This window comes from Flavobacterium daejeonense DSM 17708 (genome assembly GCF_000425425.1).
In the GTDB taxonomy this organism is placed as follows: Bacteria; Bacteroidota; Bacteroidia; order Flavobacteriales; family Flavobacteriaceae; genus Flavobacterium; species Flavobacterium daejeonense.
On record NZ_AUDK01000004.1, the window covers coordinates 118883 to 141112 of the forward strand.

General features: G+C 35.3%; 22 protein-coding genes, 1 pseudogene and 1 riboswitch. Of the genes and pseudogenes, 9 read left to right on the forward strand and 14 right to left on the reverse strand.

Annotated elements, in window-relative coordinates:
* Window positions 1–6: 6 nt before the first annotated feature.
* The 4 genes from rluF to H599_RS0105200 form a co-directional block, all read right to left on the reverse strand.
* On the reverse strand, window positions 7–816 hold the full coding sequence (gene rluF / locus H599_RS0105185; RefSeq protein WP_026713155.1) for a 23S rRNA pseudouridine(2604) synthase RluF: 810 nt from the start codon (window positions 814–816) through the stop codon (window positions 7–9).
* Window positions 817–932: 116 nt separating this feature from the next.
* Window positions 933–1775 (reverse strand): alpha/beta fold hydrolase, encoded by an 843-nt coding sequence (locus H599_RS0105190; protein WP_026713156.1) that lies wholly within the window; start codon window positions 1773–1775, stop codon window positions 933–935.
* 40 nt (window positions 1776–1815) lie between these two features.
* The gene (locus H599_RS0105195) at window positions 1816–2595 is read right to left on the reverse strand and encodes a zinc ribbon domain-containing protein (RefSeq protein ID WP_026713157.1); all 780 of its coding nucleotides are present in this window, start codon (window positions 2593–2595) and stop codon (window positions 1816–1818) included.
* A gap of 3 nt (window positions 2596–2598) precedes the next feature.
* Window positions 2599–3693, reverse strand: a complete 1095-nt coding sequence (locus H599_RS0105200; RefSeq protein WP_026713158.1) for a Nif3-like dinuclear metal center hexameric protein — start codon at window positions 3691–3693, stop codon at window positions 2599–2601.
* A gap of 75 nt (window positions 3694–3768) precedes the next feature.
* On the opposite strand from H599_RS0105200, the gene lpxK reads away from it, so the two are divergent.
* Together lpxK and H599_RS0105210 are read left to right on the forward strand one after the other, a co-directional pair.
* Window positions 3769–4794, forward strand: a complete 1026-nt coding sequence (gene lpxK / locus H599_RS0105205; RefSeq protein WP_026713159.1) for a tetraacyldisaccharide 4'-kinase — start codon at window positions 3769–3771, stop codon at window positions 4792–4794.
* Complete coding sequence (locus tag H599_RS0105210) at window positions 4766–5578, forward strand: purine-nucleoside phosphorylase (protein WP_026713160.1); 813 nt, start codon at window positions 4766–4768, stop codon at window positions 5576–5578. The genes lpxK and H599_RS0105210 overlap by 29 nt, the downstream gene beginning before the upstream one ends.
* On the opposite strand, the gene H599_RS0105215 is transcribed toward H599_RS0105210, so the two are convergent.
* The 10 genes from H599_RS0105215 to H599_RS0105260 form a co-directional block, all read right to left on the reverse strand.
* The gene (locus tag H599_RS0105215; protein WP_245600492.1) at window positions 5575–7758 is read right to left on the reverse strand and encodes a tetratricopeptide repeat-containing hybrid sensor histidine kinase/response regulator; all 2184 of its coding nucleotides are present in this window, start codon (window positions 7756–7758) and stop codon (window positions 5575–5577) included. The genes H599_RS0105210 and H599_RS0105215 overlap by 4 nt on opposite strands.
* A 4-nt stretch (window positions 7759–7762) precedes the next feature.
* A complete protein-coding gene (gene gap / locus H599_RS0105220) occupies window positions 7763–8761 on the reverse strand; it encodes a type I glyceraldehyde-3-phosphate dehydrogenase (RefSeq protein ID WP_026713162.1) in 999 nt (332 codons plus the stop codon).
* A 66-nt stretch (window positions 8762–8827) separates the two neighbouring features.
* A complete protein-coding gene (lipA, locus tag H599_RS0105225) occupies window positions 8828–9727 on the reverse strand; it encodes a lipoyl synthase (RefSeq protein ID WP_026713163.1) in 900 nt (299 codons plus the stop codon).
* A gap of 180 nt (window positions 9728–9907) precedes the next feature.
* Window positions 9908–10759 carry an energy transducer TonB gene (locus tag H599_RS0105230; RefSeq protein ID WP_026713164.1) on the reverse strand — a complete coding sequence of 284 codons (852 nt, stop codon included), beginning with the start codon at window positions 10757–10759 and terminating at the stop codon, window positions 9908–9910.
* Window positions 10760–11063: 304 nt separating this feature from the next.
* A complete protein-coding gene (locus H599_RS0105235; protein WP_026713165.1) occupies window positions 11064–11444 on the reverse strand; it encodes a group I truncated hemoglobin in 381 nt (126 codons plus the stop codon).
* A 55-nt stretch (window positions 11445–11499) separates the two neighbouring features.
* Complete coding sequence (locus tag H599_RS0105240; RefSeq protein ID WP_026713166.1) at window positions 11500–11793, reverse strand: hypothetical protein; 294 nt, start codon at window positions 11791–11793, stop codon at window positions 11500–11502.
* A gap of 127 nt (window positions 11794–11920) precedes the next feature.
* Window positions 11921–12196 (reverse strand): hypothetical protein, encoded by a 276-nt coding sequence (locus H599_RS0105245; RefSeq protein ID WP_026713167.1) that lies wholly within the window; start codon window positions 12194–12196, stop codon window positions 11921–11923.
* 360 nt (window positions 12197–12556) lie between these two features.
* A complete protein-coding gene (lpdA, locus tag H599_RS0105250) occupies window positions 12557–13945 on the reverse strand; it encodes a dihydrolipoyl dehydrogenase (protein ID WP_035141205.1) in 1389 nt (462 codons plus the stop codon).
* Window positions 13946–14355: 410 nt separating this feature from the next.
* The gene (locus tag H599_RS0105255) at window positions 14356–15387 is read right to left on the reverse strand and encodes an iron ABC transporter permease (RefSeq protein ID WP_026713169.1); all 1032 of its coding nucleotides are present in this window, start codon (window positions 15385–15387) and stop codon (window positions 14356–14358) included.
* A 175-nt stretch (window positions 15388–15562) separates the two neighbouring features.
* Complete coding sequence (locus H599_RS0105260) at window positions 15563–16705, reverse strand: ABC transporter substrate-binding protein (protein ID WP_026713170.1); 1143 nt, start codon at window positions 16703–16705, stop codon at window positions 15563–15565.
* A gap of 74 nt (window positions 16706–16779) precedes the next feature.
* Here H599_RS0105260 and H599_RS0105265 point away from each other — a divergent pair, with 74 nt between their 5' ends.
* The 7 genes and pseudogenes from H599_RS0105265 to cobC all read left to right on the forward strand — a co-directional run bounded on the left by H599_RS0105265 (window position 16780) and on the right by cobC (window position 21795).
* Window positions 16780–17166 carry a DUF5522 domain-containing protein gene (locus tag H599_RS0105265; RefSeq protein WP_245600493.1) on the forward strand — a complete coding sequence of 129 codons (387 nt, stop codon included), beginning with the start codon at window positions 16780–16782 and terminating at the stop codon, window positions 17164–17166.
* Window positions 17167–17200: 34 nt separating this feature from the next.
* A pseudogene (locus H599_RS19225) lies at window positions 17201–17564 on the forward strand (four helix bundle protein).
* A gap of 45 nt (window positions 17565–17609) precedes the next feature.
* On the forward strand, window positions 17610–18119 hold the full coding sequence (cobU, locus tag H599_RS0105275; protein WP_026713172.1) for a bifunctional adenosylcobinamide kinase/adenosylcobinamide-phosphate guanylyltransferase: 510 nt from the start codon (window positions 17610–17612) through the stop codon (window positions 18117–18119).
* Window positions 18120–18158: 39 nt separating this feature from the next.
* On the forward strand, window positions 18159–19835 hold the full coding sequence (cobT, locus tag H599_RS20520) for a nicotinate-nucleotide--dimethylbenzimidazole phosphoribosyltransferase (RefSeq protein WP_026713173.1): 1677 nt from the start codon (window positions 18159–18161) through the stop codon (window positions 19833–19835).
* A gap of 206 nt (window positions 19836–20041) precedes the next feature.
* Window positions 20042–20479, forward strand: a complete 438-nt coding sequence (gene tnpA, locus H599_RS0105285; RefSeq protein ID WP_026713174.1) for an IS200/IS605 family transposase — start codon at window positions 20042–20044, stop codon at window positions 20477–20479.
* A gap of 24 nt (window positions 20480–20503) precedes the next feature.
* Window positions 20504–21289: an adenosylcobinamide-GDP ribazoletransferase gene (locus tag H599_RS0105290; protein WP_026713175.1), complete on the forward strand. Its 786-nt coding sequence runs from the start codon at window positions 20504–20506 to the stop codon at window positions 21287–21289.
* The gene (cobC, locus tag H599_RS0105295; protein ID WP_026713176.1) at window positions 21274–21795 is read left to right on the forward strand and encodes an alpha-ribazole phosphatase; all 522 of its coding nucleotides are present in this window, start codon (window positions 21274–21276) and stop codon (window positions 21793–21795) included. Before H599_RS0105290 ends, cobC begins: the two co-directional genes overlap by 16 nt.
* A 96-nt stretch (window positions 21796–21891) precedes the next feature.
* A riboswitch (cobalamin riboswitch) is annotated at window positions 21892–22220 on the forward strand.
* The last annotated feature ends 10 nt before the right edge of the window (window positions 22221–22230 follow it).

A 22230-nucleotide genomic window follows, 5' to 3' on the forward strand; every position in this document is an offset into this window, starting at 1 on the left:
TTGCATTTAAGAGTTTCTTCGTCTAAACCTCGGATCATCTTTTTTGATGAATTCAGTTCTTCTTTTAGGAGTTTCCGTTTTGGGTAAACTTGCTTCTTCGGTTTTACTGGAAGGAGCAATCAATTGATTGAGTTCTTTAATTTCAGCATCGGTTAGTTCACGGTAGCGTCCCACAGGAACATCCAGTGAAATGTTGATAATACGGATGCGTTTTAAAGCGGTAACTTCATATCCTAGATATTCACACATTCTACGAATCTGACGGTTTAAACCTTGGGTAAGAATAATTTTGAAAGTGTTTTTACTTATTTGTTCCACTTTACATTTTCGGGTAACAGTATCCAAAATTGGCACTCCGTTCCCCATACGTTGAATAAAACGATCGGTGATGGGTTTGTTTACTGTAACTGTATATTCTTTTTCGTGATTGTTGCGGGCACGCAAAATTTTGTTGACAATATCGCCGTCATTCGTCATGAAAATCAATCCTTCCGAAGCCTTGTCTAAACGTCCAATAGGGAAAATTCGCTTCGGATAGTTGATGTAATCCACGATGTTATTTCGAACTTCCAAATTAGTCGTGCATTCAATTCCTACAGGTTTGTTGAAAGCTAAATAAATTGGTTTTTCGTTTTTTTCGTGAATGAGTTTGCCGTCTACACGAATTTCGTCATTTGAGGCAACTTTAGTACCTAATTCCGGCACAGTGCCATTGATGGTTACGCGACCTTCTTCAATAAATTTGTCGGCTTCACGACGCGAGCAAAAACCGGTTTCGGCTATGAATTTATTAAGACGTTTTAGATTTTCTTCCATGCTGCAAAAGTAAACAATAATACAATATCAATATCAATTGCAATGTCAATATAAATATATAGTAAATGAATGGACGTTTTTATTTGAAATTTGTTATTGCAATTGTTATTGCAGAGTTATTCAAAAAGAAACTGATATACTTTTTGATACAATTCGTCGTCGTGTAAACTATGTCCTAATCCTTTTGTTTCAATAAAAACAGCATCCTGCCAGGCGCCGGCAATTTTTTTAGCCTCTTCAAATAAGACGATATCATCTTCAACATCATGGGCAATAAGTCCTTTAGCTTTTATTTTGGAAGCAAATAATTTTCCGGTGAATTGTTCGATTTTAAGATTAAAATGGTGTAGGTAATAATTTTCCATTCCTTTGGAAATTTTAGCATTCAAACTTAATAAATGAATGTAGTTGTCCAAAATAATTTTAAAATCACTTGGCGAACCTAAAACGACCATTTTTTCAATGCTGTTGTTTTGATAAGTAGCCTGATAATACAAGCAGGTTTTTCCGCCTAAAGAATGACCAATAAGATATTGAGGATGGAATTTTTGAACCAAAACATCAATAAAAGAGGCATATTGCGGGATGTTAAATTCTTTTCCGCCGGATAATCCGTGTCCCGGAGCGTCTAAAGCAATAATAGTGCTGCCGGATTTTTTAAGATGAGCAATTAGTTTTTCCCATCTGGAAGCATTGCTTTCCCAGCCGTGAACTAATAAAATGATATTTTCATTGCCTTTCCAGGTATAGGTTTGGAAATGATTTCCCTGATATTGATAACTTTCTTTTTCGGTTTCTTTCAGGATTTCGGGAAGTTTGTCTTTTTCCAGTCTGCCGTCGCGGGGCTCGCTAAAAAGAGCATAGGCTAGTTGGGTTGCCTTTTCAGGAAAGACAAAACTTAGGGTATTAAGGTATAAACCAATGGATTTTGTAAAAAGAAAATAAACAGCTTTTTTCATAATAAAAAAGTCCCGATGTTAAATCGGGACTTAAATATAATTAAATACTTGCGAATAAGTTTTCCATTTTTTGTTTTTCTTCTTCGGCTAAGCTGCTGTCAACCAAAATTCTTCCGGAGTGCTCATCGATGATGATTTTCTTTCTGGAAGCAATCTCCACCTGAGTTTGCGGCGGAATAGTGAAGAATGAACCTGCAGAAGCACCTCTTTCAATCGAAACTACTGCTAATCCGTTACGTACACTTGTACGAATTCTTTTGTAAGCACCTAACAATCTTTCTTCGATTTGCTCTTGGAATTCTAATGATTTTTGAGTTAAGAATTCTTCTTCTTTGGCAGTTTCTGCCATGATATCATTTAATTCTAATTTTTTGTGTTTTAAATGATTTGATTTTAACTCTAATTTTTCTTTAGATTGTGCAATAACTTCTTTTTTGTGTTCAATAGAAGCTTTCATTTCTTTCATTTGCTTTTCAGCCAATTGGATTTCAAGCTCCTGAAATTCTATCTCTTTAGTTAAAGAGTTGAATTCTCTGTTGTTACGTACACTTTCCTGTTGTTTTGTATATTTTTTAATAGCTTCTTTGTGCTCGTCGATGCTATTTTTTTTAGCTTTAATTTGCTCTTCAATTACTTCAAGTTCCCCTTTCAATTTTTCAGAACGAGTGCTTAAACCAGCAACTTCATCTTCTAAATCTTCCACTTCAAGAGGAAGTTCGCCTCTTACATTTCTAATTTCGTCAATTCTCGAGTCAATCAATTGTAAATCGTAGATGGCTCTCAACTTGTCCTCAACACTTAATTCTTTCGTATTAGTCATATTCTATAAGTACTTAACTGGATTTGTATTTTCTTCTGATAAAATGATGGCAAAATTAAGAATTTTTTTTCGAAGAAAATCAACAATATAATTTTTTGTATAGCGTTCGCTTTCAAAATGTCCAATATCAGCTAAAATTAGCTGATTTTCGGCTTCATAAAATTGATGATACTTCAAATCGGCGGTCAAAAAAGCATCAGCTCCGGCTTGAATAGCATTTTTGACAGCAAAACTTCCCGAACCTCCAAGCACCGCAACTTTTTGGATTTTTTTTCCTAAAAATTGAGAATGGCGAATTCCATCAGCTTGCATTTTCTCTTTTACCAATGCTAAAAAGGCTTTTTCGTCCATTGGATTTTCCAGTTTGCCTATCATTCCCAAACCGATATTTTGGTGCTGATTTTGCAAATCATAAATTTCATAAGCCACTTCTTCATACACATGATTTTTAAACAGTGCTTTTAAAATTTTAGATTCTAAATATTTTTCAAAAGTAACTTCGATTTTGATTTCATCACTTTCTACAAATTCAAAACGCTCTCCAATTTCAGGATTGCTGTTTTCGTTACCCATATAAGTCCCGATTCCTTTGGAATTAAAACTGCAATCTTCGTAATTTCCTATTTTCCCGGCTCCGGCCTCAAACAAGGCATTGCGTAATTTCTCAGCATTTTCAGGAATCGTATAGGTGATTAATTTTCGAATGAAATTTTGCTTCGGAATTAATATTTCAGTTTTCTTTAACCCAAGAGCCTCGCAGAAAATTTTATTGACTCCCTGTTGATGATTGTCCAAAGCGGTGTGAACGGCATAAATAGCAATGTCGTTTTTTATGGCTTTCAAAATGGCGCGTTCCACATAATTCTTACCCGTTATTTTTTTGATTCCGGAAAATAAAATAGGGTGAAAGCAAACCACCAGATTGCAATTTTTAGCAATAGCTTCGTCAATTACATTTTCCAATGCGTCATGACAAACTAAAACTCCGCTGGCTTCAGTGTTTTGATTCCCAACCAGTAAACCTACATTGTCAAAATCTTCGGCATAGGCCAGGGGTGCCATTTCTTCGAGTACGGAAATTATTTCTTTGATTTTCATGTTTTTGGTTTTTTAGCTTAAACAAATTAACGAATAAACAAATCAACTTTAAAATAAAAAATATACTTTCGTAATATGAATTTACTTCGAAAAATATTTTTTCCGTTTGCTATTTTATATGGTTTGATAACCAGTATTCGAAATTTTCTTTTTGATAAAGGGATTTTAAAATCCTACAGTTTTGATTTGCCAATAATTGCTGTGGGAAACCTAAGTGTTGGAGGAACCGGAAAAACGCCTCAGATTGAATATTTAATTCGTTTGCTTTCGACAAAATACAAGGTGGCTACTTTAAGTCGTGGTTATAAACGAAAATCAGAAGGTTTTGTTTTGGCTGATGCCAATGCGAATGCAGAAATATTAGGTGATGAACCTTTTCAGTTTTTTCGAAAATTCCCCGAAATTCAGGTGGCTGTTGATGCTAATCGTAAAAACGGAATTGAGCAATTGCTTTCGCAAAATGAAAAACCAGAAGTAATTTTACTGGATGATGCCTATCAGCACCGAAAAGTAAAAGCCGGATTTTATATTTTATTGACCGCTTATGGCGATATTTATGCCGATGATTTCATGTTGCCTGCAGGTAATTTGCGTGAAAGCCGTAGTGGTTCGCAAAGAGCCGATGTGGTGGTGGTTACTAAATGTCCGCCAAATCTTTCAGAGCCGGAACAACTTTCGATAAAAAATAAATTAAAACTAGCCGAAAATCAGGAGTTGTTTTTTAGCTGTATTGTTTATGATGATTTTGTTTATTCGGCAGAAAATAAAATAAGTGTCAGCGGAATTAAAGAAGAACCGAAATTGCTTTTGGCCGGAATAGCCAAGCCGGAACCTTTTTATGCTTATTTGAAAAATGAAAAAGATATTTGTTTGACTTATCCGGATCATCACCATTTTTCAGAAAATGATATTCAGGATATTGTAATTCAGGCTCAGGACAATATCATTATTACGACCGAAAAAGATTATGTGCGATTGAAAGGAAAATTGCCGGAAGAACAACTTTTTTATTTACCAATACAAAGTAAGTTACTTTCAGCAGCCAATCCGTTTGATGAAAAAATTAAAAATTATGTGGGATTTAGTTCAGGAAACCGTTAGTTATATTAAGGATAAAACCAATTTTACACCGGAATTTGGAGTGATTTTAGGTTCGGGTTTAGGTAATTTTATCGATGATATTCAAATTGAATTTTCATTGCCTTATGCTGAGATTCCTAATTTTCCGGTTTCTACTGTCGAAGGACATAAAGGTGCTTTAGTTTTTGGGACTATTGGAACTAAAAAAGTAGTGGCCATGCAGGGACGTTTTCATTATTACGAAGGTTATTCGATGCAGGAAGTTACTTTTCCGGTGCGCGTGATGAAATATTTAGGCGTTGAAAAACTGATTGTTTCCAATGCTTCCGGCGGAGTAAATTCTAATTATAAAGTTGGAGATATTATTCTGATCAACGATCATATTAATTTGGTTCCGGAACATCCGTTGCGTGGGAAAAATGACGAGCGTTTTGGGCCAAGATTCGTTAACATGAGCGAACCGTATTCGAAAAAAATGATAGCTTTAGCTAAGGTATTGGCACAAAAAAATAATATAAAAGTTCAAGACGGAATTTATTTAGGTTTGCAGGGACCAACTTTTGAAACTTTGGCCGAATACAAAATGGTGAAAATTCTGGGCGCTGATTGTGTAGGGATGTCCACTGTTCCCGAAGTAATTGTGGCGCGTCACATGGATTTGGAAACTTTTGGGGTTTCAGTTATTACCGATATGGGAGACGAGGAAAGTATCGAAACGATTTCTCACGATGAAGTGTTGCAAGCTGCCAAAAATGCCGAACCGAAGGTTAGAATGTTAATCAGAGAATTGATTTTGAAGGCTTAGTTTGCTAAATGTTTGGATAAAATCACGTAAAAATCGTTTGGAATAAAAGGTTTAGTAATCACATCATTCATGCCATAAGAAAGTAACATTTCCCGATTTTCGTTTAATGAAATAGCGGTCATGGCAATAATAGGCGTTGTAGTGTCAAATTTTCGGATTTCCTCTGTTGCAATCGTTCCGTTGATGCCTGGCAAATGCACGTCCATCAAAACCAAATCGTATTTGTTGTTTTTCATCACTTCAATGGCTTCTTCGCCATTGTCGATTACTTCGCAAAGAATTTCTCTGTTTTCCAGCATTCTTTTGGTAATCATCTGATTGATTTTGTTGTCTTCAACAACTAAGATATTTTTCCCTTTTATTTTAGAAAGATCAAAAATGTTTTCTTGTACAGGTGCTTGTTCCGGCTGTTGTTCGTTAACAGTTAAGGCTAATTCAAAAGAAAAAGTTGAGCCTTCGCCCACATTGCTTTTAAGATGTATTTCACTGCCCAGTAAGCTCAGTATTTTTTTTACAATAGTTAAACCTAAGCCGGTACCGCCGTATTTTCTGTTGATTTCGGTAGAACCCTGAGAAAAACTGTCAAAAACACTTTCCAGTTTTTCTTCCGGAATGCCTATTCCGGTATCGATAATATCAAAAGCGATGATTGCTTTTTGGTTTTCAAGAGATTTTAATTTTGCTATGATGCTTACTTTTCCGTTTTTAGTGAATTTAAGGGCATTGTTGATTAAATTCATGAAAATCTGAGACAATTTAATTGGATCACCAGTTAAATGTGTCGGAATAGCATTGTCAATCTCAAGAATAAATTCGTTTTTGTTTTTTGTAGCAACTTCGTTTAATGAATTTTTGATGTCTAGTAATAATTTTTTTAAATCAAAATTGATGCGTTCTATTTCAATTTTATTCGAATCAATTTTATTGATTTCTAAAATATCATTGATAAAAGCAGTCAAATAATTTCCGGAATATTGTAAAGAACTAAGGTAGTGTAACTGTGCTTTTTTAGGGTTTTCTTCCAATAAAAGGTGAGTAATTCCATTGATGGCATTCAGTGGAGTACGCAATTCGTGGCTTACAGTTGAAAGGAAATCGGCGCGGGCATTCGAAGCTTTTTCGGCTTTTTCTTTGGCAATTATCAACTCATTATTTTTTTCCTGTAATAACAAATTGGATTTTTTTCGAATGATATTGATTTTGTAAAGTGAAAAACTCAATAACGAAAGAATAGCAATAAGCGCAACAGATAGATAGTTGATTAGTCGGGAGAATTTTTCGGTTCGTTCCTGATCTTTTTTCTTTTTATTGATACGAGCCTGATTGATTTTTCGCTGACTTTCTTTAAACGCTTCGTAATCGTTGATGCCTAATTTTTCATTGTTGGCAATGGCAAGACTTTCTTTTAAATTGAGATGCAATTTTAAATAGGAATAGGCGTTGCTTTTGTCCAGCATTTTGTCGTAAACAAGGCTGATGGCTAGTAAAATATGGGATTTTTGTTCTGAATTTTGATTTTTAGCGTTTAAATTCAGCGCTTTGTTAAAATAACTTAAAGCTAAATTATAGCGATTGTTTTGTTGTTCAATAAGCCCCATTTGGTACAAAGCTTCCGCTTTAGTGTCTATTAAATTAGGAGCATCGGATTTAGAAATAATAGTGTTCAGCTGTGCAGAAGCCAGTTCGTATTTTTTATTTTCCCTATTGATAATCGCTTTTTGAAGCAGGATTAAATTGTCGTTGTCTTTGAGTTGTAAGGCTTTCGAAATAGCTGCAGTTTTGTTAATGCAGGTTTCGGCAGCAGCCAAATTTGCTTTTTCAATATAAGTAAGCCCCAAATAATAATAGGCTTTGGCATATTCGGGAGTTGGACTGAGTGTTTTAAAAAGACCAATGCTTTCGGTAAGTTTGTCGATAGCATCGTCGTATTTTTTTAAGTTGTAATACAAGCGTCCCAGTTTAGCGGTCTGGATGGCTTGTTCTTTGGTATTTGCTTTTTCCTGAGCATAATTTATGGCTTTTTGCGTATAGAAAAAGACTTCTTTGTATTGATTTTTTTTAATATGAATATTGGCTAAATTGTTGTAATAGCTAATACTGTCCGTTTCTTCATGTTGAGAATACAGGATTGAATTGAATAGAAAGATGAAAATCAGGTAGAATTTGATTTTTAAATGCATCCAGTTAGTTTGGTTTTGTCAATAGTATTAAATCAATCAGGCGCGACGAATATCCAATTTCGTTATCATACCAACCAACCACTTTTACCATTTTATCAATTACAGAGGTAAGTTGGGCATCAAATAAACATGAATTTCTATTTCCTACTATATCAACGGAAACAATAGGGTCTTCAGTATAATCCAATATTCCTTTTAACTCATTTTTTGCTGCTTTTTTAAAAGCTTCGTTGATTTCAGCTATCGATACTGCTTTTTTTACATTAAAAGTAATATCGGTTAGTGAACCATCAGGAACAGGAACACGAATACCACATCCGCCAATTTTGCCGTCTAAGATAGGAAAAATTTTTGTTAATGCTTTAGCCGCACCTGTTGTTGTAGGAACAATTGACTGGCTGGCACCTCTGGCTCTGCGTAAATCCTTGTGTGGCTGATCGTGTAAACTCTGGTCAGTTGTAAATGAGTGAATTGTGGTGATGTAAGCCTGTTCAATTCCGCAAAGTTCGTCGATTATTTTTATCATCGGAGCAGCGTTGTTCGTAGTACAACTGGCGTTTGAGATGATTTTTTCGGTTCCGTCCAAAATATGTTCGTTAACACCTAAAACGACTGTTTTGATGGTGTCCACTTCTGAAGGAGCCGAAAGAATTACCTTTTTTGCACCGGCAATAATATGCTCGTTTAAGGCTTCGTAACTTTTGTGTCTTCCGGTTGATTCAATTGCAAAATCAATATTTAAATCTTTCCAGTTCAGATTGGAGATACTTTTTTCGTGAAAAAACAAAAAGTGTTTGTCTTCAATAAAAAAACCGGTTTCGCTTACTGTAACATTTTGTGGCAAAACACCGTGAATACTGTCGTATTTTATCAAATGTGCCATTGTTTTGGTATCGGCAATATCATTGATAGCAACTACTTCTATTTCCGGGTGATTTAAAAGAAGACGAAACAGATTTCGACCGATTCGGCCAAAACCATTGATGGCAATTCTTGTTTTCAAGTTTCTTGTTTATTTGTTTAACGGTTTAATCGGTTAAGCAAATAAACGATTAACCGAATAAACTTTTTATAATATGTGTTTTTGTGCTTTGTAGGAAGAACGAACTAACGGACCGCTTTCTACGTGACGGAATCCTAATTCCAGACCAAATTGTTCATACTTGGCAAATTGTTCCGGAGTGATAAATTCCTTAACCGGAAGGTGTTTTTTACTTGGTTGTAAATATTGTCCAAGCGTTACAACATCAACATTGGCAGCACGTAAATCTCTCATAGTTTGAAAAACTTCTTCTTCCTGTTCTCCAAGTCCTAACATAATTCCGGATTTGGTTCTGTTGATTCCTTTTTCTTTTAAATAGCGTAATACTTCCAGACTTCGGTCGTATTTTGCCTGAATACGCACTTCACGAGTCAATCGGCGAACGGTTTCCATGTTGTGAGATACAACTTCAGGATTTGCTTCCACAATACGATCAATATTTCTTTCGATTCCCTGAAAATCAGGAATAAGTGTTTCCAAAGTGGTATTTGGATTCATACGGCGGATAGCTCTTACCGTTTCTAACCAAATAATAGAACCTCCATCTTTGATATCATCTCTGTCTACACTTGTAATTACGGCGTGTTTAATATTCATGATTTTGATAGAACGGGCTACTTTTTCCGGTTCGTCCCAATCTACAGTTTCAGGTCGTCCAGTTTTTACGCCACAAAAACCGCAAGAACGTGTACAGATATTACCTAAAATCATAAAAGTTGCGGTTCCTTCGCCCCAGCATTCTCCCATATTAGGGCAGCTTCCGGAGGTACAAATGGTGTTTAAGCTATATTTATCAACTAAGCCTCGAAGTTCAGTATATTTTTTTCCGATTGGGAGTTTTACTTTTAACCATTTTGGTTTAGCAACATTTGCTGCTGGTTCAGTTTGGCTTGTAACGGGATTATTGTTATCTACAACAGTTTCCATAAATCAATTTTAAGGCTACAAATATACGGAATGTTGATTTAAAAAGATAGTTTTTAAACCGGGAAGCTTTCAGATAAAAAATAGTGCGGATTGTTTTAAATGTTAAATTTAGCCGGATAAAAACAGAAAAGAGTTGTCTTTTTAGTAACAACTCCTTTTCCTTTTTTAACTAAATCTAATTTAATTAACCTGAACCACTATGGGTAAATTATAAGCTGTTCGTACTGGTTTTGAATTGTAAATACCAGGCGACCATTTTACTTTGATAGATTGTAAAACTCTGATGGCTTCTTTTTCTAGTGCAGCTCCCGGTTTATTGAGCACTTTGATGTCGGTCATGCTGCCGTCTTTTTCGACTACAAATGAAACAAAAATGCGAACATTTTTATTTTCATCCATTACCGGGCTGTTGAAATGATTCCCCACATAGCGATAGAATTTTTCTATTCCTCCCGGATATTCCGGTTTTTTGTCCAGCATTACATTATTTACGATTTCACTTCCGTTAGTATCTGAATTTCCTGTACCGAGCGCCGAACCATTTCCGTTTCCTGTTCCTCCGGCTACACCAATTTCAGAACCGGTATTTGAGCCTGAGATGGCATTTCCAGTCGTTGGATTTTCAACCGGATTAGTGCGTTCCAGTGTATAATTATCCACAGGAGTTGCTTGCTGAGCTGCTACCACAGTAGGATTGATAAGTTGTTTAGAGTCTGTTACATCGACTGGAGCTTTGGCGGCTGGCAATGCCCGAGCTGCTGCTTCAGGCGTTTTATCCGGTGAATAAATGTTGTCTAATTGTATAACCGTATCTGTCCAATCGGTAGTAGGAACTGAGATGTCGGATGTTTTAAAGAGATTTAAAAAATTGGGCAGGACAATGAGTGCTGTACACAATAAAATTCCATAAGTAAGAGCCCGAAAGGAAGTTTTGGTGGTTTCCTGACGCAATTGAAAAGCGCCGTACTCTTTGTTTCTGTTTTCGAAAACTAGGTTAATCCAGTTGCTTTCATAAAGACTTAGTTTAGACATAAGATATAGATTTAATGGTTAAGAATTCAGTTAAATCGTATGCGTATGTGGTATTTTTTTTGTTAGTGTTAAATTATGAAATTAGTATGTAAATTCCTAGCGCTTGTTTAGAATAATTTTTAATTAAATTTTAAAATGAGTCAAAAACGCCTGTTTTTCATCAGTTGGAATCCTTGTCTTAGGCAATTTGTTTGAATAATTTTTGCAAAAAAAAAACAACTTTGTTTGATTTTTTGGAACAAAGTTGTTTTTAATGTAGAAACGGAATAAAAAGGGACTTTTTCAAAATACTATTTTAGTAAAATTAAACGTGAACCATGGTTGCTTTGAGGGAATAAGCGATAAACAAAACATCTTTTTTAGTTTGTTCATCAATGTTATTTTTATCAAGTGCAGTCATAATGTCATCGACTACGTTCATGTATTCTCCGTTACTGATGTTCATGCCTTTGTGAGCGGCAGTCATGTCTTTTCCTTTGTATTCTACCGGACCGCCGCTTCCAAAAGCCAGAAAGCTAATGAGGTGCTGGCGAACTTCAGCAAAATGTTCCGGATTGTCTTTTAAGGGTAAAAAACGGGATTTTACATTGGGATTATTCATGTGTAATTCCACAATATCATCAACGATGGCTTCAATTCCTTTGAGGCCGCCAAGTCTTTCAAAAAGGGATGTAGTGTTTTCCATAATTTAATTTTTTGATGGTTAGTAATTTTTTGGATTGCTTTTGTTAGAAAGGAGTTTACCAAACCTGATAAATTTCGCGAGAGCCGGTAAAATACATGTCATGATAGCCTTTCATCTTTTCTTTAATTCTTTTTACTTCCTCGCTGTCCTGCATGTATTCGTCATAAGAGTGTTCGTAAGCAGTAATGCTTTCGTATTTACTAAGCATGATTACTTTGTTAAATTCTCCCGAAATGCCGGTTAAAATATTAAGATGCTCGGGTCTGTCATTCATTATTTCTTTGAATAATTTGGCTAGTTTTGAAGCGTTTCCGGGCTTACAGATAAAAGTGTCCTGAACGATAATCATGATGTTGGATTTTTAGATTTAATAATTAGAAAAGAATGGGATTCATTTTGAACTTAAAAATGAATTAATTAAGATGGTAAGTTGGTTCTTAGAGATTTTGATAGTCAGGTTTTTTTTTAAATAATTTTTAGCCAATGATAACACCAAAAATTTCCTGAATATCTGGTTCTCCAAGTTGAACATCCATAGCATTAAGTATGGGGATTAATGTTTCACCAAAAGCGTTAAAATCTTCCCTATTATCCCAAACATCCAGAATATCTACTTCATTATCGTTTCCGTAACACACATGATAAAAACGGCCTACAGGATTCCCTTGTCCGGCATTTTCAAGCTGTTTAATGACTTCATGATATTTGGCTCTGGAAAACCCCAAATGTTTAAATTTGATTACAATAGCCATGATTTTTATTTTTTTAATGGACTATTATTCGGTTAATATTAACCGATTTATGTATTGAAGAGAATAAATTAAATCTCAACCCATTGTGTATTTGAAGTTGTTATGGGTTATGATGTGCCGTCAGTTTATTGGGGCTTCAGAAAATTTATTTTGCTAAAAATAAAATATAATGATCTGATTTTTATAAGTTTAGTAAAAGTACGAAAAAAATACGTTTTTTTAGTAGGGAAAATAAGGTTTTATTTCTGGTTTGAGAGTTTGTGAAATAAAAAAAATCCGACTGGTTTTTGCACCAATCGGATTTCTATAATTTTAGTCTGCTAACTGCAACTGTCTCTCGACTCCGCTCGAGATGACATACTAGATATGGATAACTTCACCGTAAGCAGCAGCAACTGCTTCCATAACCGCTTCACTCATGGTTGGGTGTGGGTGAATTGATTTTAGGATTTCGTGACCAGTAGTTTCCAGTTTACGGGCTACAACAGCCTCAGCAATCATATCAGTAACACCAGCACCAATCATGTGGCATCCTAACCACTCACCGTATTTAGCATCAAAGATTACTTTTACAAATCCGTCTGCATTTCCGGCAGCTTTCGCTTTTCCTGAAGCTACGAATGGGAATTTTCCAATTTTTAAATCGTATCCTTTTTCTCTTGCCGCTTTTTCTGTTAAACCTACAGAAGCAATTTCAGGAGTAGCATAAGTACAACCCGGTACGTTTCCGTAATCGATAGCTTCTACGTGCATACCTGCAATTTTTTCCACACAGTTAATTCCTTCAGCTGAAGCTACGTGAGCCAAAGCCTGTCCCGGAGTTACGTCGCCAATAGCGTAGTAACCTGGGATATTAGTGGCATTGTAAGCGTTTACGATAATTTTATCTCTGTCAGTAGCAATACCTACTTCTTCTAAACCGATGTTTTCAATATTCGTTTTGATACCAACAGCAGAAAGTAAAATATCAGCTTCTAAAACTTCTTCTCCTTTAGCCGTTTTAACGAATGCTTTAACTCCTTTTCCTGTAGTATCAATTCTCTCAACAGAAGAATTGGTCATCACTGTAATTCCGGATTTTTTCAAAGCTTTTTCAAATTCTTTAGAAATATCCTCATCTTCTACAGGAACTACGTTTGGCATAAATTCAACGATAGTAACTTCAGTTCCCATTGAGTTATAGAAGTGAGCAAATTCCACTCCGATAGCTCCTGAACCTACGATAATCATCTTTTTAGGTTGTTCCGGTAAAGTCATTGCCTGACGGTAACCAATTACTTTTACACCATCTTGTGGTAAGTTTGGTAACTCACGGGAACGAGCTCCGGTAGCAATGATAATATGATCCGCACTGTATTCAGTAACTGTTCCGTCCTGAGCAGTAACGTCTAATTTTTTACCTGGTTTTAATTTTCCAAAACCATTAATAACGTCGATTTTGTTTTTCTTCATCAGGAAAGTAACCCCTTTGCTCATTCCTTCAGCAACATTACGGCTACGTTGAATAACCGCAGGGAAATCCTTGTCAAATTCAGAAACCGTTAATCCGTAATCGGAAGCGTGTTTTAGATAATCAAAAACCTGAGCTGATTTAAGTAAAGCTTTCGTTGGGATACAACCCCAGTTCAAACAAACTCCACCTAAGTTTTCTTTTTCAACTACGGCTACTTTAAAGCCTAATTGTGATGCTCTAATGGCAGTTACATATCCGCCGGGACCACTTCCTAAAACAATAACGTCGTATTTCATTTCTATAAAATTTATTTATTTTTATTGGAGAAATGCGATGAGCAAGCTCATGTCATTTCTATTTATATTATTTGTTTTTTAATTGTAAAAAATGAAGTTTACTAATGCGGTCTTCATCTTCTGTAGATTACTAAATTAATTAAGACTGCGAATTTAAGGATTTATTCCGTTTTTGAAACTCACAAAAGCACAAACTTTTAACAGAATGCTGTTTATAAACGATGTTTTTTCGAAATCTAACAAAATAGACTTTGTTTCTTATAATTTTTTAGGAATCTGTTAATGCTGTTGCGGGTTTTTAACCGCTAAGATTACAAAGTTTTACGCAAAGCAAGCAAAGCTTTGTGCCCTTTGCGTTTTTAAAGAGGAGGGATAGTTTTTACTGCGCTCTTTGCGGTTAAAATTTATAATTATCCAATCATTTTTTGTTTTCTAATCAGTAGCCAAATCACAATTGGTGCGCCAAAAATAGAAGTTACAGCATTAATCGGCAGGATGATTTCACCACCCGGAACCTGCGAAATGGTATCGCAAATAAGCATGATTATGGCGCCCAGCAGTAAGGTACTCCAAAACAAAATGGTATGATTACTGGTATGAAAAAGTAGTTTGGCAATATGCGGAACAGCTAATCCGATAAAAGCTATCGGGCCGGCAAATGTAGTAATGCTTCCCGCCAGAATACTCGTAGAAAATATGATAATCAACCTTGCTTTATTGTAATTCAAACCCAGACTTCGGGCATAATTTTCGCCCAGAAGTAGTGCGTTTAAAGGTTTGATACTGGCTAAACTCAACAATAATCCTGCAAGTACACAAACAGCTAAAATGACAATCGATGTCCAAGAAAGATTTCCTAAATTTCCTAAAGACCAAAAGGTGAATTTTTGCAGTTGTTCGGCAGTGCTAAAAAAGCTTAACGTTCCCACAATGGCACTACTTAAACTGCCAAACATCAGTCCTACAATCAAAATAGTCATGGTGTCCCGCAAGCGAATAGAAACCAATAAGACTGCCAATAATACACAGGAACTCCCAATGGTTGAAGCTAAGACAATTCCGTACGAAGAAAGTACAATTTCCCGTAAAAAAGGAGGAAGTAAACCGGCTCCTAAAATCACAAAAGCAACTCCTAAACTCGCTCCCGAACTCAATCCTAAAACATAAGGCCCGGCTAATGGATTTCTAAACAGGGTTTGCATTAATAGACCACTAATGGATAGTCCGATTCCAACCAGAATTACCGTGATGGCTTTCGGTAAGCGGTAATCCATAATGATGTATTCCCAAGTTGATTTGCTGGCCTGACTACCACATAAACTGTGAAAAATTTCCTCAAACGGAATGGTAACTGAACCCAGACTGATATTGGTGAAAAATAAAAACAGCAGTCCTAAAACAAGGTAGGTGAATAGAATCGTATTTCGTTTTTGGTTTTTCAATTCAATTAATTTTTGATATTAAATAGTTTATAAAACAAATTTAGCTACTTCAATATATACACAAACAAGTTCTGCTTTGATTTTTTTACCGCAGATTCACAGATTAAAAAAATAAAAATCTGTGAATCTGCGGTTTTTATTTCGCTAATACCTCTGGGTTATCCTCAGAGGTATTTTAATTTAGTTTTGTTACAAAAGTAAATGCATAGTCATTTAGCAATTCGGGGTGGAAGATTTTAATATAATCTTTTAAGACCAAGTCAGGTCGGCTGGGAGCTAATTCATAATAAAGTGTTCCGCCTGTAGCGCCTAATTTGCTTTCAAAAGTATAAACATTTTTTTTAGTAAAGGCATCAAACTGACTATAATGCGTATTGCTGTTTGCTAATTCTTTCAGGTTTTTAAAAGAACCCGAGGCTATCCAACACTGGGCTTTTTTCGCTTTTTCTAATACATTTTCAAAAGATAAGCCTAAGCTTCCGCTGCCTTCGGTGTCAGCCCATAAATAATTTGATTTGGCATCTTTCATAAATTCGGCAACCCAACTGTTTCCTTTGGCTACAAACCATTGATTTTGGTACATAGAACCATATAAAACCGTTGTTTTGGCTTTTTCATTGGCGACTAATTCTAAAGCTTCTTTGTAGTTGTTTACGATGTTGTCAAAAAGAATTTTACCTTCTTTTTCTTTACCAAATAAGGCTGCGTACAATTTAATCCATTCGGCTTTTCCAAGTGGTGATTGCTCCATCCAGTCAGCCTGAATGAGTACGTTTAAACCACTTTTTTTCAGATTGTCAATCATTGGATTATTGTTGTCTACTCCAAAAGTTACAATGGCTTCAGGCGCTAAATCAATCAGTTTTTCGATGTTCAGGCGTTCGTTTTGCCCAACATTTTGAACGCTTCCGGCATCAATCAATTTTCGGGTTTTTACAGAAGAAATGTAATCGGTGTGAGGAAAACCAACCAAATATTTTTCTGCGTTTAGCATTTCTAAAAAAGGAATATTCGTGGTGGAAGTCACCACTATAGATTGTAACGGAACCGATAACTGTGTGTATTTTTGCAAGCTGTCCGGAACAGTAGCATTTTTTTCTTTTAAGATATAAGTGAAATCTTTATTGGCATCCGGCCAGGGATTTAAAACTTGCACAATCGAATAACCATCGTATTTGTAAATGGAAAGATTGCTGGAATATTCAATTTCGTTTTTGACAGCTTGGATGGTTTGTGTGTTTTTATTTTCGTTCTTTTTACAGCTTAAGCATAAACTAAAAAGGATCAGGAAAATGATTTTTTGAAAAAGAGTTTTCATATTGCCATTTGGGATTTTGAACAAAGGTATAAGAAAATCTAAAAAAGTTCCTGTTTATTTTTTAGGATAAAAAAATGAACAAACACTATCTTTACCTCATGAATATTATAAAAGTCAAATGTTGTTCTTCTTGTGGCGTCTCTTTTAACTGTGGCGATAGTAGTGCGGATAAAAAATGTTGGTGCAATGATTTTCCTCCCATTTTTTCGCTTTCTGAAGGAGCCGATTGTTTGTGTCCCGAATGTTTTAAAAACAGTTGTTCGCTCAAAATTGACGAATATGTTAGCACAATTACCCCGGAAAATGCCTTGGATAATAAAGCGAAAGATTTACCAAAAACGACTCAGCTAATTGAAGGAATTGATTATTATTTAGAAAATGGGAATTATGTTTTTAAAGCCTGGTTTCATCTCAAAAGGGGCAGTTGCTGCGGCAATGGTTGTCGTCATTGTCCATACTAGATAAATTTTAATGGTTAATTATAAATGATTAATTATGGGTGATAATATAGTGAAAACTAAGAGGTTTAATTTTGCAATTCGAATTGTGAAATTGTATCAATATTTGTGTTCTGATAAAAAAGAATTTGTGCTTTTAAAACAATTGTTGTGATGCGGTACAAGTATTGGTGCAATGGTAAGAGAAGCGGAACATGCCGAAAGTAAACAAGATTTTATACATAAGTTTGGTATTGCCCAAAAAGAAGTGAATGAAGTTGTTTATTGGTTGGAATTATTAAAAGCTACCAATTACCTGAATGAAAAAGAATATGAAAGTTATTGAAGAAGAAGCAATAGTGATTCTAAAATTAATAACAAGCATTCTTAAAACTTCTAAAGGACAAATAAATAACAAATAATATTTTTAAAATTAATAATTAACCATTTATAATTAACCATTAAAAATGATTTATTTCATAACAGGAGGAGAGCGCTCCGGAAAAAGTAGTTACGCTGAAAATATAGCCAAAGAATTATCGGAAAAACCCATGTATGTGGCAACGGCTCGAAAATGGGATGATGATTTTCAAAAACGAATTGATCGTCATCAAAAAGACAGGGACAAACGCTGGGTAAATGTTGAAAAAGAAAAGTTTTTGAGCGAAATTGATTTTTCAGGTAAGGTTGCTGTAATTGATTGCGTAACTTTATGGTTGACTAATTTTTTTGTAGATACAAAAAATGAGGTCGAATTGAGTTTGAGTCAGGCCAAAGCCGAATTTGAAGCGGTAGCACAGCAACCAGATGTGACGATTATCATTATTTCGAACGAAATAGGAATGGGCGTTCATGCTGATACACACATTGGCAGAAAATTTACCGAATTACAAGGCTGGATGAACCAATATTTAGCCAAAAAAGCCGATAAAGTTGTGTTGATGGTTTCCGGAATTCCGGTTACAATAAAAGGGTAATTCGGTTTTTTAGTAGGTGAAAAACGAAAAGCAAATTTGATGAAAACATTAGACGAAATAATAAAATCACGCCGGGACACCCGTCATTTTACTTCAGATCCTGTTCCTGATGCGGTGATAGAAAAAGCTTTGCAGGCGGGACATTGGGCGCCCTCAGTAGGCTTGACCGAAGCAACAAAATATTATTTAATTCATTCGGCTGAAATTAAAAGGGCTGTAAAGAATTTGTTTTTAGAATACGATCAAAAAGCCGCTAAAAGTACCGACGACGAATTGCAAAAAGCACAATATCAGGCTTTAAAACTCGAAGCCATCGAAGAAGCTCCATTGGGATTGGTGATTTGTTATGATCGTTCGGTGTTGAATCATTTTACAATTGGAACAGTAGGAAGTAACGAAGCGATTAAGTTTAGTGCTGTTTGTGCGGCGCAAAATATTTGGCTTTCACTTACGGAGCAGGGTTATTCGATGGGCTGGGTTTCGATTTTGAATTATTACCAATTCAAGAAAATATTGGGTCTGCCTGAGCATATCGAACCTCTGGGGTATTTTTGCGTAGGCAAACCGGCAACCGATTATGATAAGCAGCCGATGTTACAACAACTGCATTGGAAGCAAAAATCGGAAGTGCCTTGTGTAACTGAGATTAAGGCCCTTTCCATAATTGATGAAAAAGTTAAAGAAAGCAATCCGATTTTGCAAAATGACACCGAATTTTCGATTATTGCTTTGCAACATAAAATAGATCAAAAAACAAAACCAACGGGGTCATTGGGCATTCTTGAAAAATTGGCTTTACAAATAGGAACGGTTTTTCAAACCTTAACGCCCGAAATTAAACAGCCTCATTTGGTTGTTTTTGCAGCCGATCATGGTATTGCACCACATGGGGTGAGCGCTTATCCACAGGATGTAACCCGCCAGATGATTACTAATTTTCTGGAAGGTGGTGCGGCAATCAATGTGTTTTGCAAGCAAAATAAAATAGCTCTTTCAATTGTAGATTCGGGTGTGAATTATGATTTTCCTTCAAATACAAAATTGATTTCGGCTAAGACTGATAAAGGAACACATTCTTTTTTGAGTGGTTCGGCAATGAGCAAAATGCAAATGGAATTCTGTTTTGCTAAAGGCGCCGAAATTGTGACGAATATCGCCAAGCAGGGCAGTAATTGTATTGGTTTTGGTGAAATGGGAATTGGGAATACCGCCACGGCTTCGGTTTTGATGAGTGTGTTGTGTAATTTTTCCATCGAAGATTGTGTGGGCAAAGGTACGGGAGTTACTGACGAAAAACTGGAATTCAAAATTGATATTTTAAGAAAAGCGATTGAAAATTATAAAGGCTCAAAGAATTTAGAGAGTTATTTGACTCATTTTGGCGGATTTGAAATTTTACAAATGGCAGGCGGAATGCTTGAAGCATTTCAGCAAAATATGATTTTTTTGGTGGATGGTTTTATTTGCAGCGTGGCTTTTTTAATTGCTTTTAAAAAGAATCCGAAAATTTTAAAAAATGCTGTTTTTAGTCATCAATCGGCTGAGAAAGCTCATAAAAAATTGTTGGATTATTTGGATGTCTCGGCAATTCTTCAACTTGATTTGCGTTTGGGTGAGGGAACAGGTTGTGCTCTTGTTTTTCCAATAGTTCAATCGGCTGTGGCATTTTTAAATGAAATGGCGAGTTTTGAAAGTGCCGGGGTGAGTGAGAAATAGTTTGGCTAAAGCCAATTTTGGAAAGAACTCTATATGCCTCCAGATAAATCTGGAGGCAATTCAATACTGGATTTGATTTTTGAAGAGATAATTATTTGAGTTATGAAGCTTTTTATGGATTGCCAATAGCTTTAGCTATTGGAACAAAAGATAATCTTTGATTGGGCTTTAGCCAAATTTTTAAAAACAATTAAAAAAATAAAGAGATGCCATTTGTAAAAGTCTATATTCATTGTGTTTGGAGTACTAAAAACAGAATTCCTTATTTAGATTCAATTGAATTGCGTCAAAAAGTTTGGCAGCATATTCGGGAAAATGCCACTCAAAAAGGAATTTTTATAGATTTTATAAATGGATATTCTGATCATTGTCATTGTCTTATTTCGTTAGGAGTTGATCAAAATATTCAAAAAGTAATGCAACTTATAAAAGGAGAATCTTCTTTTTGGATTAATAAGAATGAGTTAACGAAAGAGAAATTTGAATGGCAGGATGAATATTTTGCAGTTTCAGTATCAGAATCTATTGTTGATAAAGTTAGGGATTACATTAAAAATCAAGAGACACATCATACAAAGAAAACTTTCCAAGAGGAATATGATGAGTTTATACTGAGATATGGATTTAAAAAAATGATAAATTAGAAATAAGAGCGATAACTATAAATAATGAAAAAAGAACTCCATATATTTTTTACAGCCTTAATGTTTTATACCCGGATTCCCTGTCCTGAAAATATTAATCATCATCCGGATTACTTAAATAAAGCTTCCAGATATTTTCCGTTAATTGGCTGGATAGTAGGGGTGTTAAGTTTTTTAGTGTATTTTGTTTCTGGTTTTGTTTTTTCGAATGAAATTGCGGTGCTGCTTTCAATGATTACAGGAATTTTAGTTACCGGAGCTTTTCATGAAGATGGTTTTGCCGATGTATGTGACGGTTTTGGCGGCGGCTGGACTAAGGAAAAAATCCTGATGATTATGAAAGACAGTGCTATAGGAGCTTATGGCGCTATCGGTTTGGTGTTACTTTTTTTATTGAAATTTGAAAGTTTGGTCGAATTAATAAGGATAAATCAAAGTTCAAATTTTGAGATTTTGCTTTTATTCTTGGTTGCTCATGCTGTAAGTCGTTTGGCGGCTATCTCCATTGTTTTTACCCATGAATATTCGAGAGAAGATGCCACAAGCAAAAGTAAGCCTATTGCGAAGGCTTACAGTTGGAGAGAGGTTTTAGGTGCTTTCTTTTTTGGATTGTTTCCTTTGTTGCTGTTGTCCTGTTTTTATTGGCAAATTTGGGCTGTTTTACTTCCGGTTTTTCTTAGCCGATTTTTCTTAGCCCGTTATTTTCAAAAATGGATCGGCGGTTATACCGGCGATTGTCTGGGGGCAACACAGCAGCTTTGTGAAGTGGTTTTTTATTTATCATCAATTGCAATATGGAAATTTATTTAGTGCGTCATACCGAAACAATTTGTGAAAAAGGCATTTGTTACGGTCAGTCAGATGTGGGTTTGAAAGCACCTTTTTTAGAACAATTTGAATCTATAAGATCGCAAATTCCTGTTGAATCCATAATTTATTCCAGTCCGCTGCGTCGTTGTGTTCAATTGGCTGATTTTTTAGCTTCTTCAATTACGACTGATTTTCGATTAATGGAAATGGATTTTGGGGATTGGGAAATGAAAAAATGGGATGCTATTCCGGAAACTGATTTTACTCCCTGGATGAATGATTTTGTAAATGTTAGTGTTCCTAACGGAGAATCTTTTGTGGATTTACATCATCGGGTGACTGATTTTTGGAAGGAAAAAATTATTCTGAATAGTGCAGAAAAAATAGTGATAGTGACTCATGCCGGAGTGATTAGAAGTATTCTTTGTGCGATTTCTAATTTGCCTTTAAAAGATGCTTTTATGAATAAAGTAGATTTTGGGGCTGTCTTAAAATTAGAACTTTAACTTTAATTTATTTTTGTTAAGGTACTGGTTTTTAGTGTTTTGTTTTGCTGAAATCAAATGTGTAGATAAATTTGATTTTTAGCTGAATTAAGTTTTATCTTTGCCGCCGTATTGAGGTTGCTGTTTTTCGATTAGGAAAATAGCATTAAAAGGGAATCAAGTGATTGATAATTTTAGATTTCAGAATTTTTTTTGGCAATCTAAAAATTAAGGATTATTAATCAAAAATCTTGAGCTGTACCCGCAACTGTAAGCTATCAAGCTTGTTGTTATCTGCAAAACCACTGTTTAATGAGTGGGAAACAGGAAGAGGGAAGTTGGAAGTAAATTACTTCTGCCCCCCTAACTTCTGGATTCTAACTTCAAAATGGGAAGGTCAACAACAAGACGCAAGCCAGGAGACCTGCCCATTACATCGAGTATCAAACTTTCGGG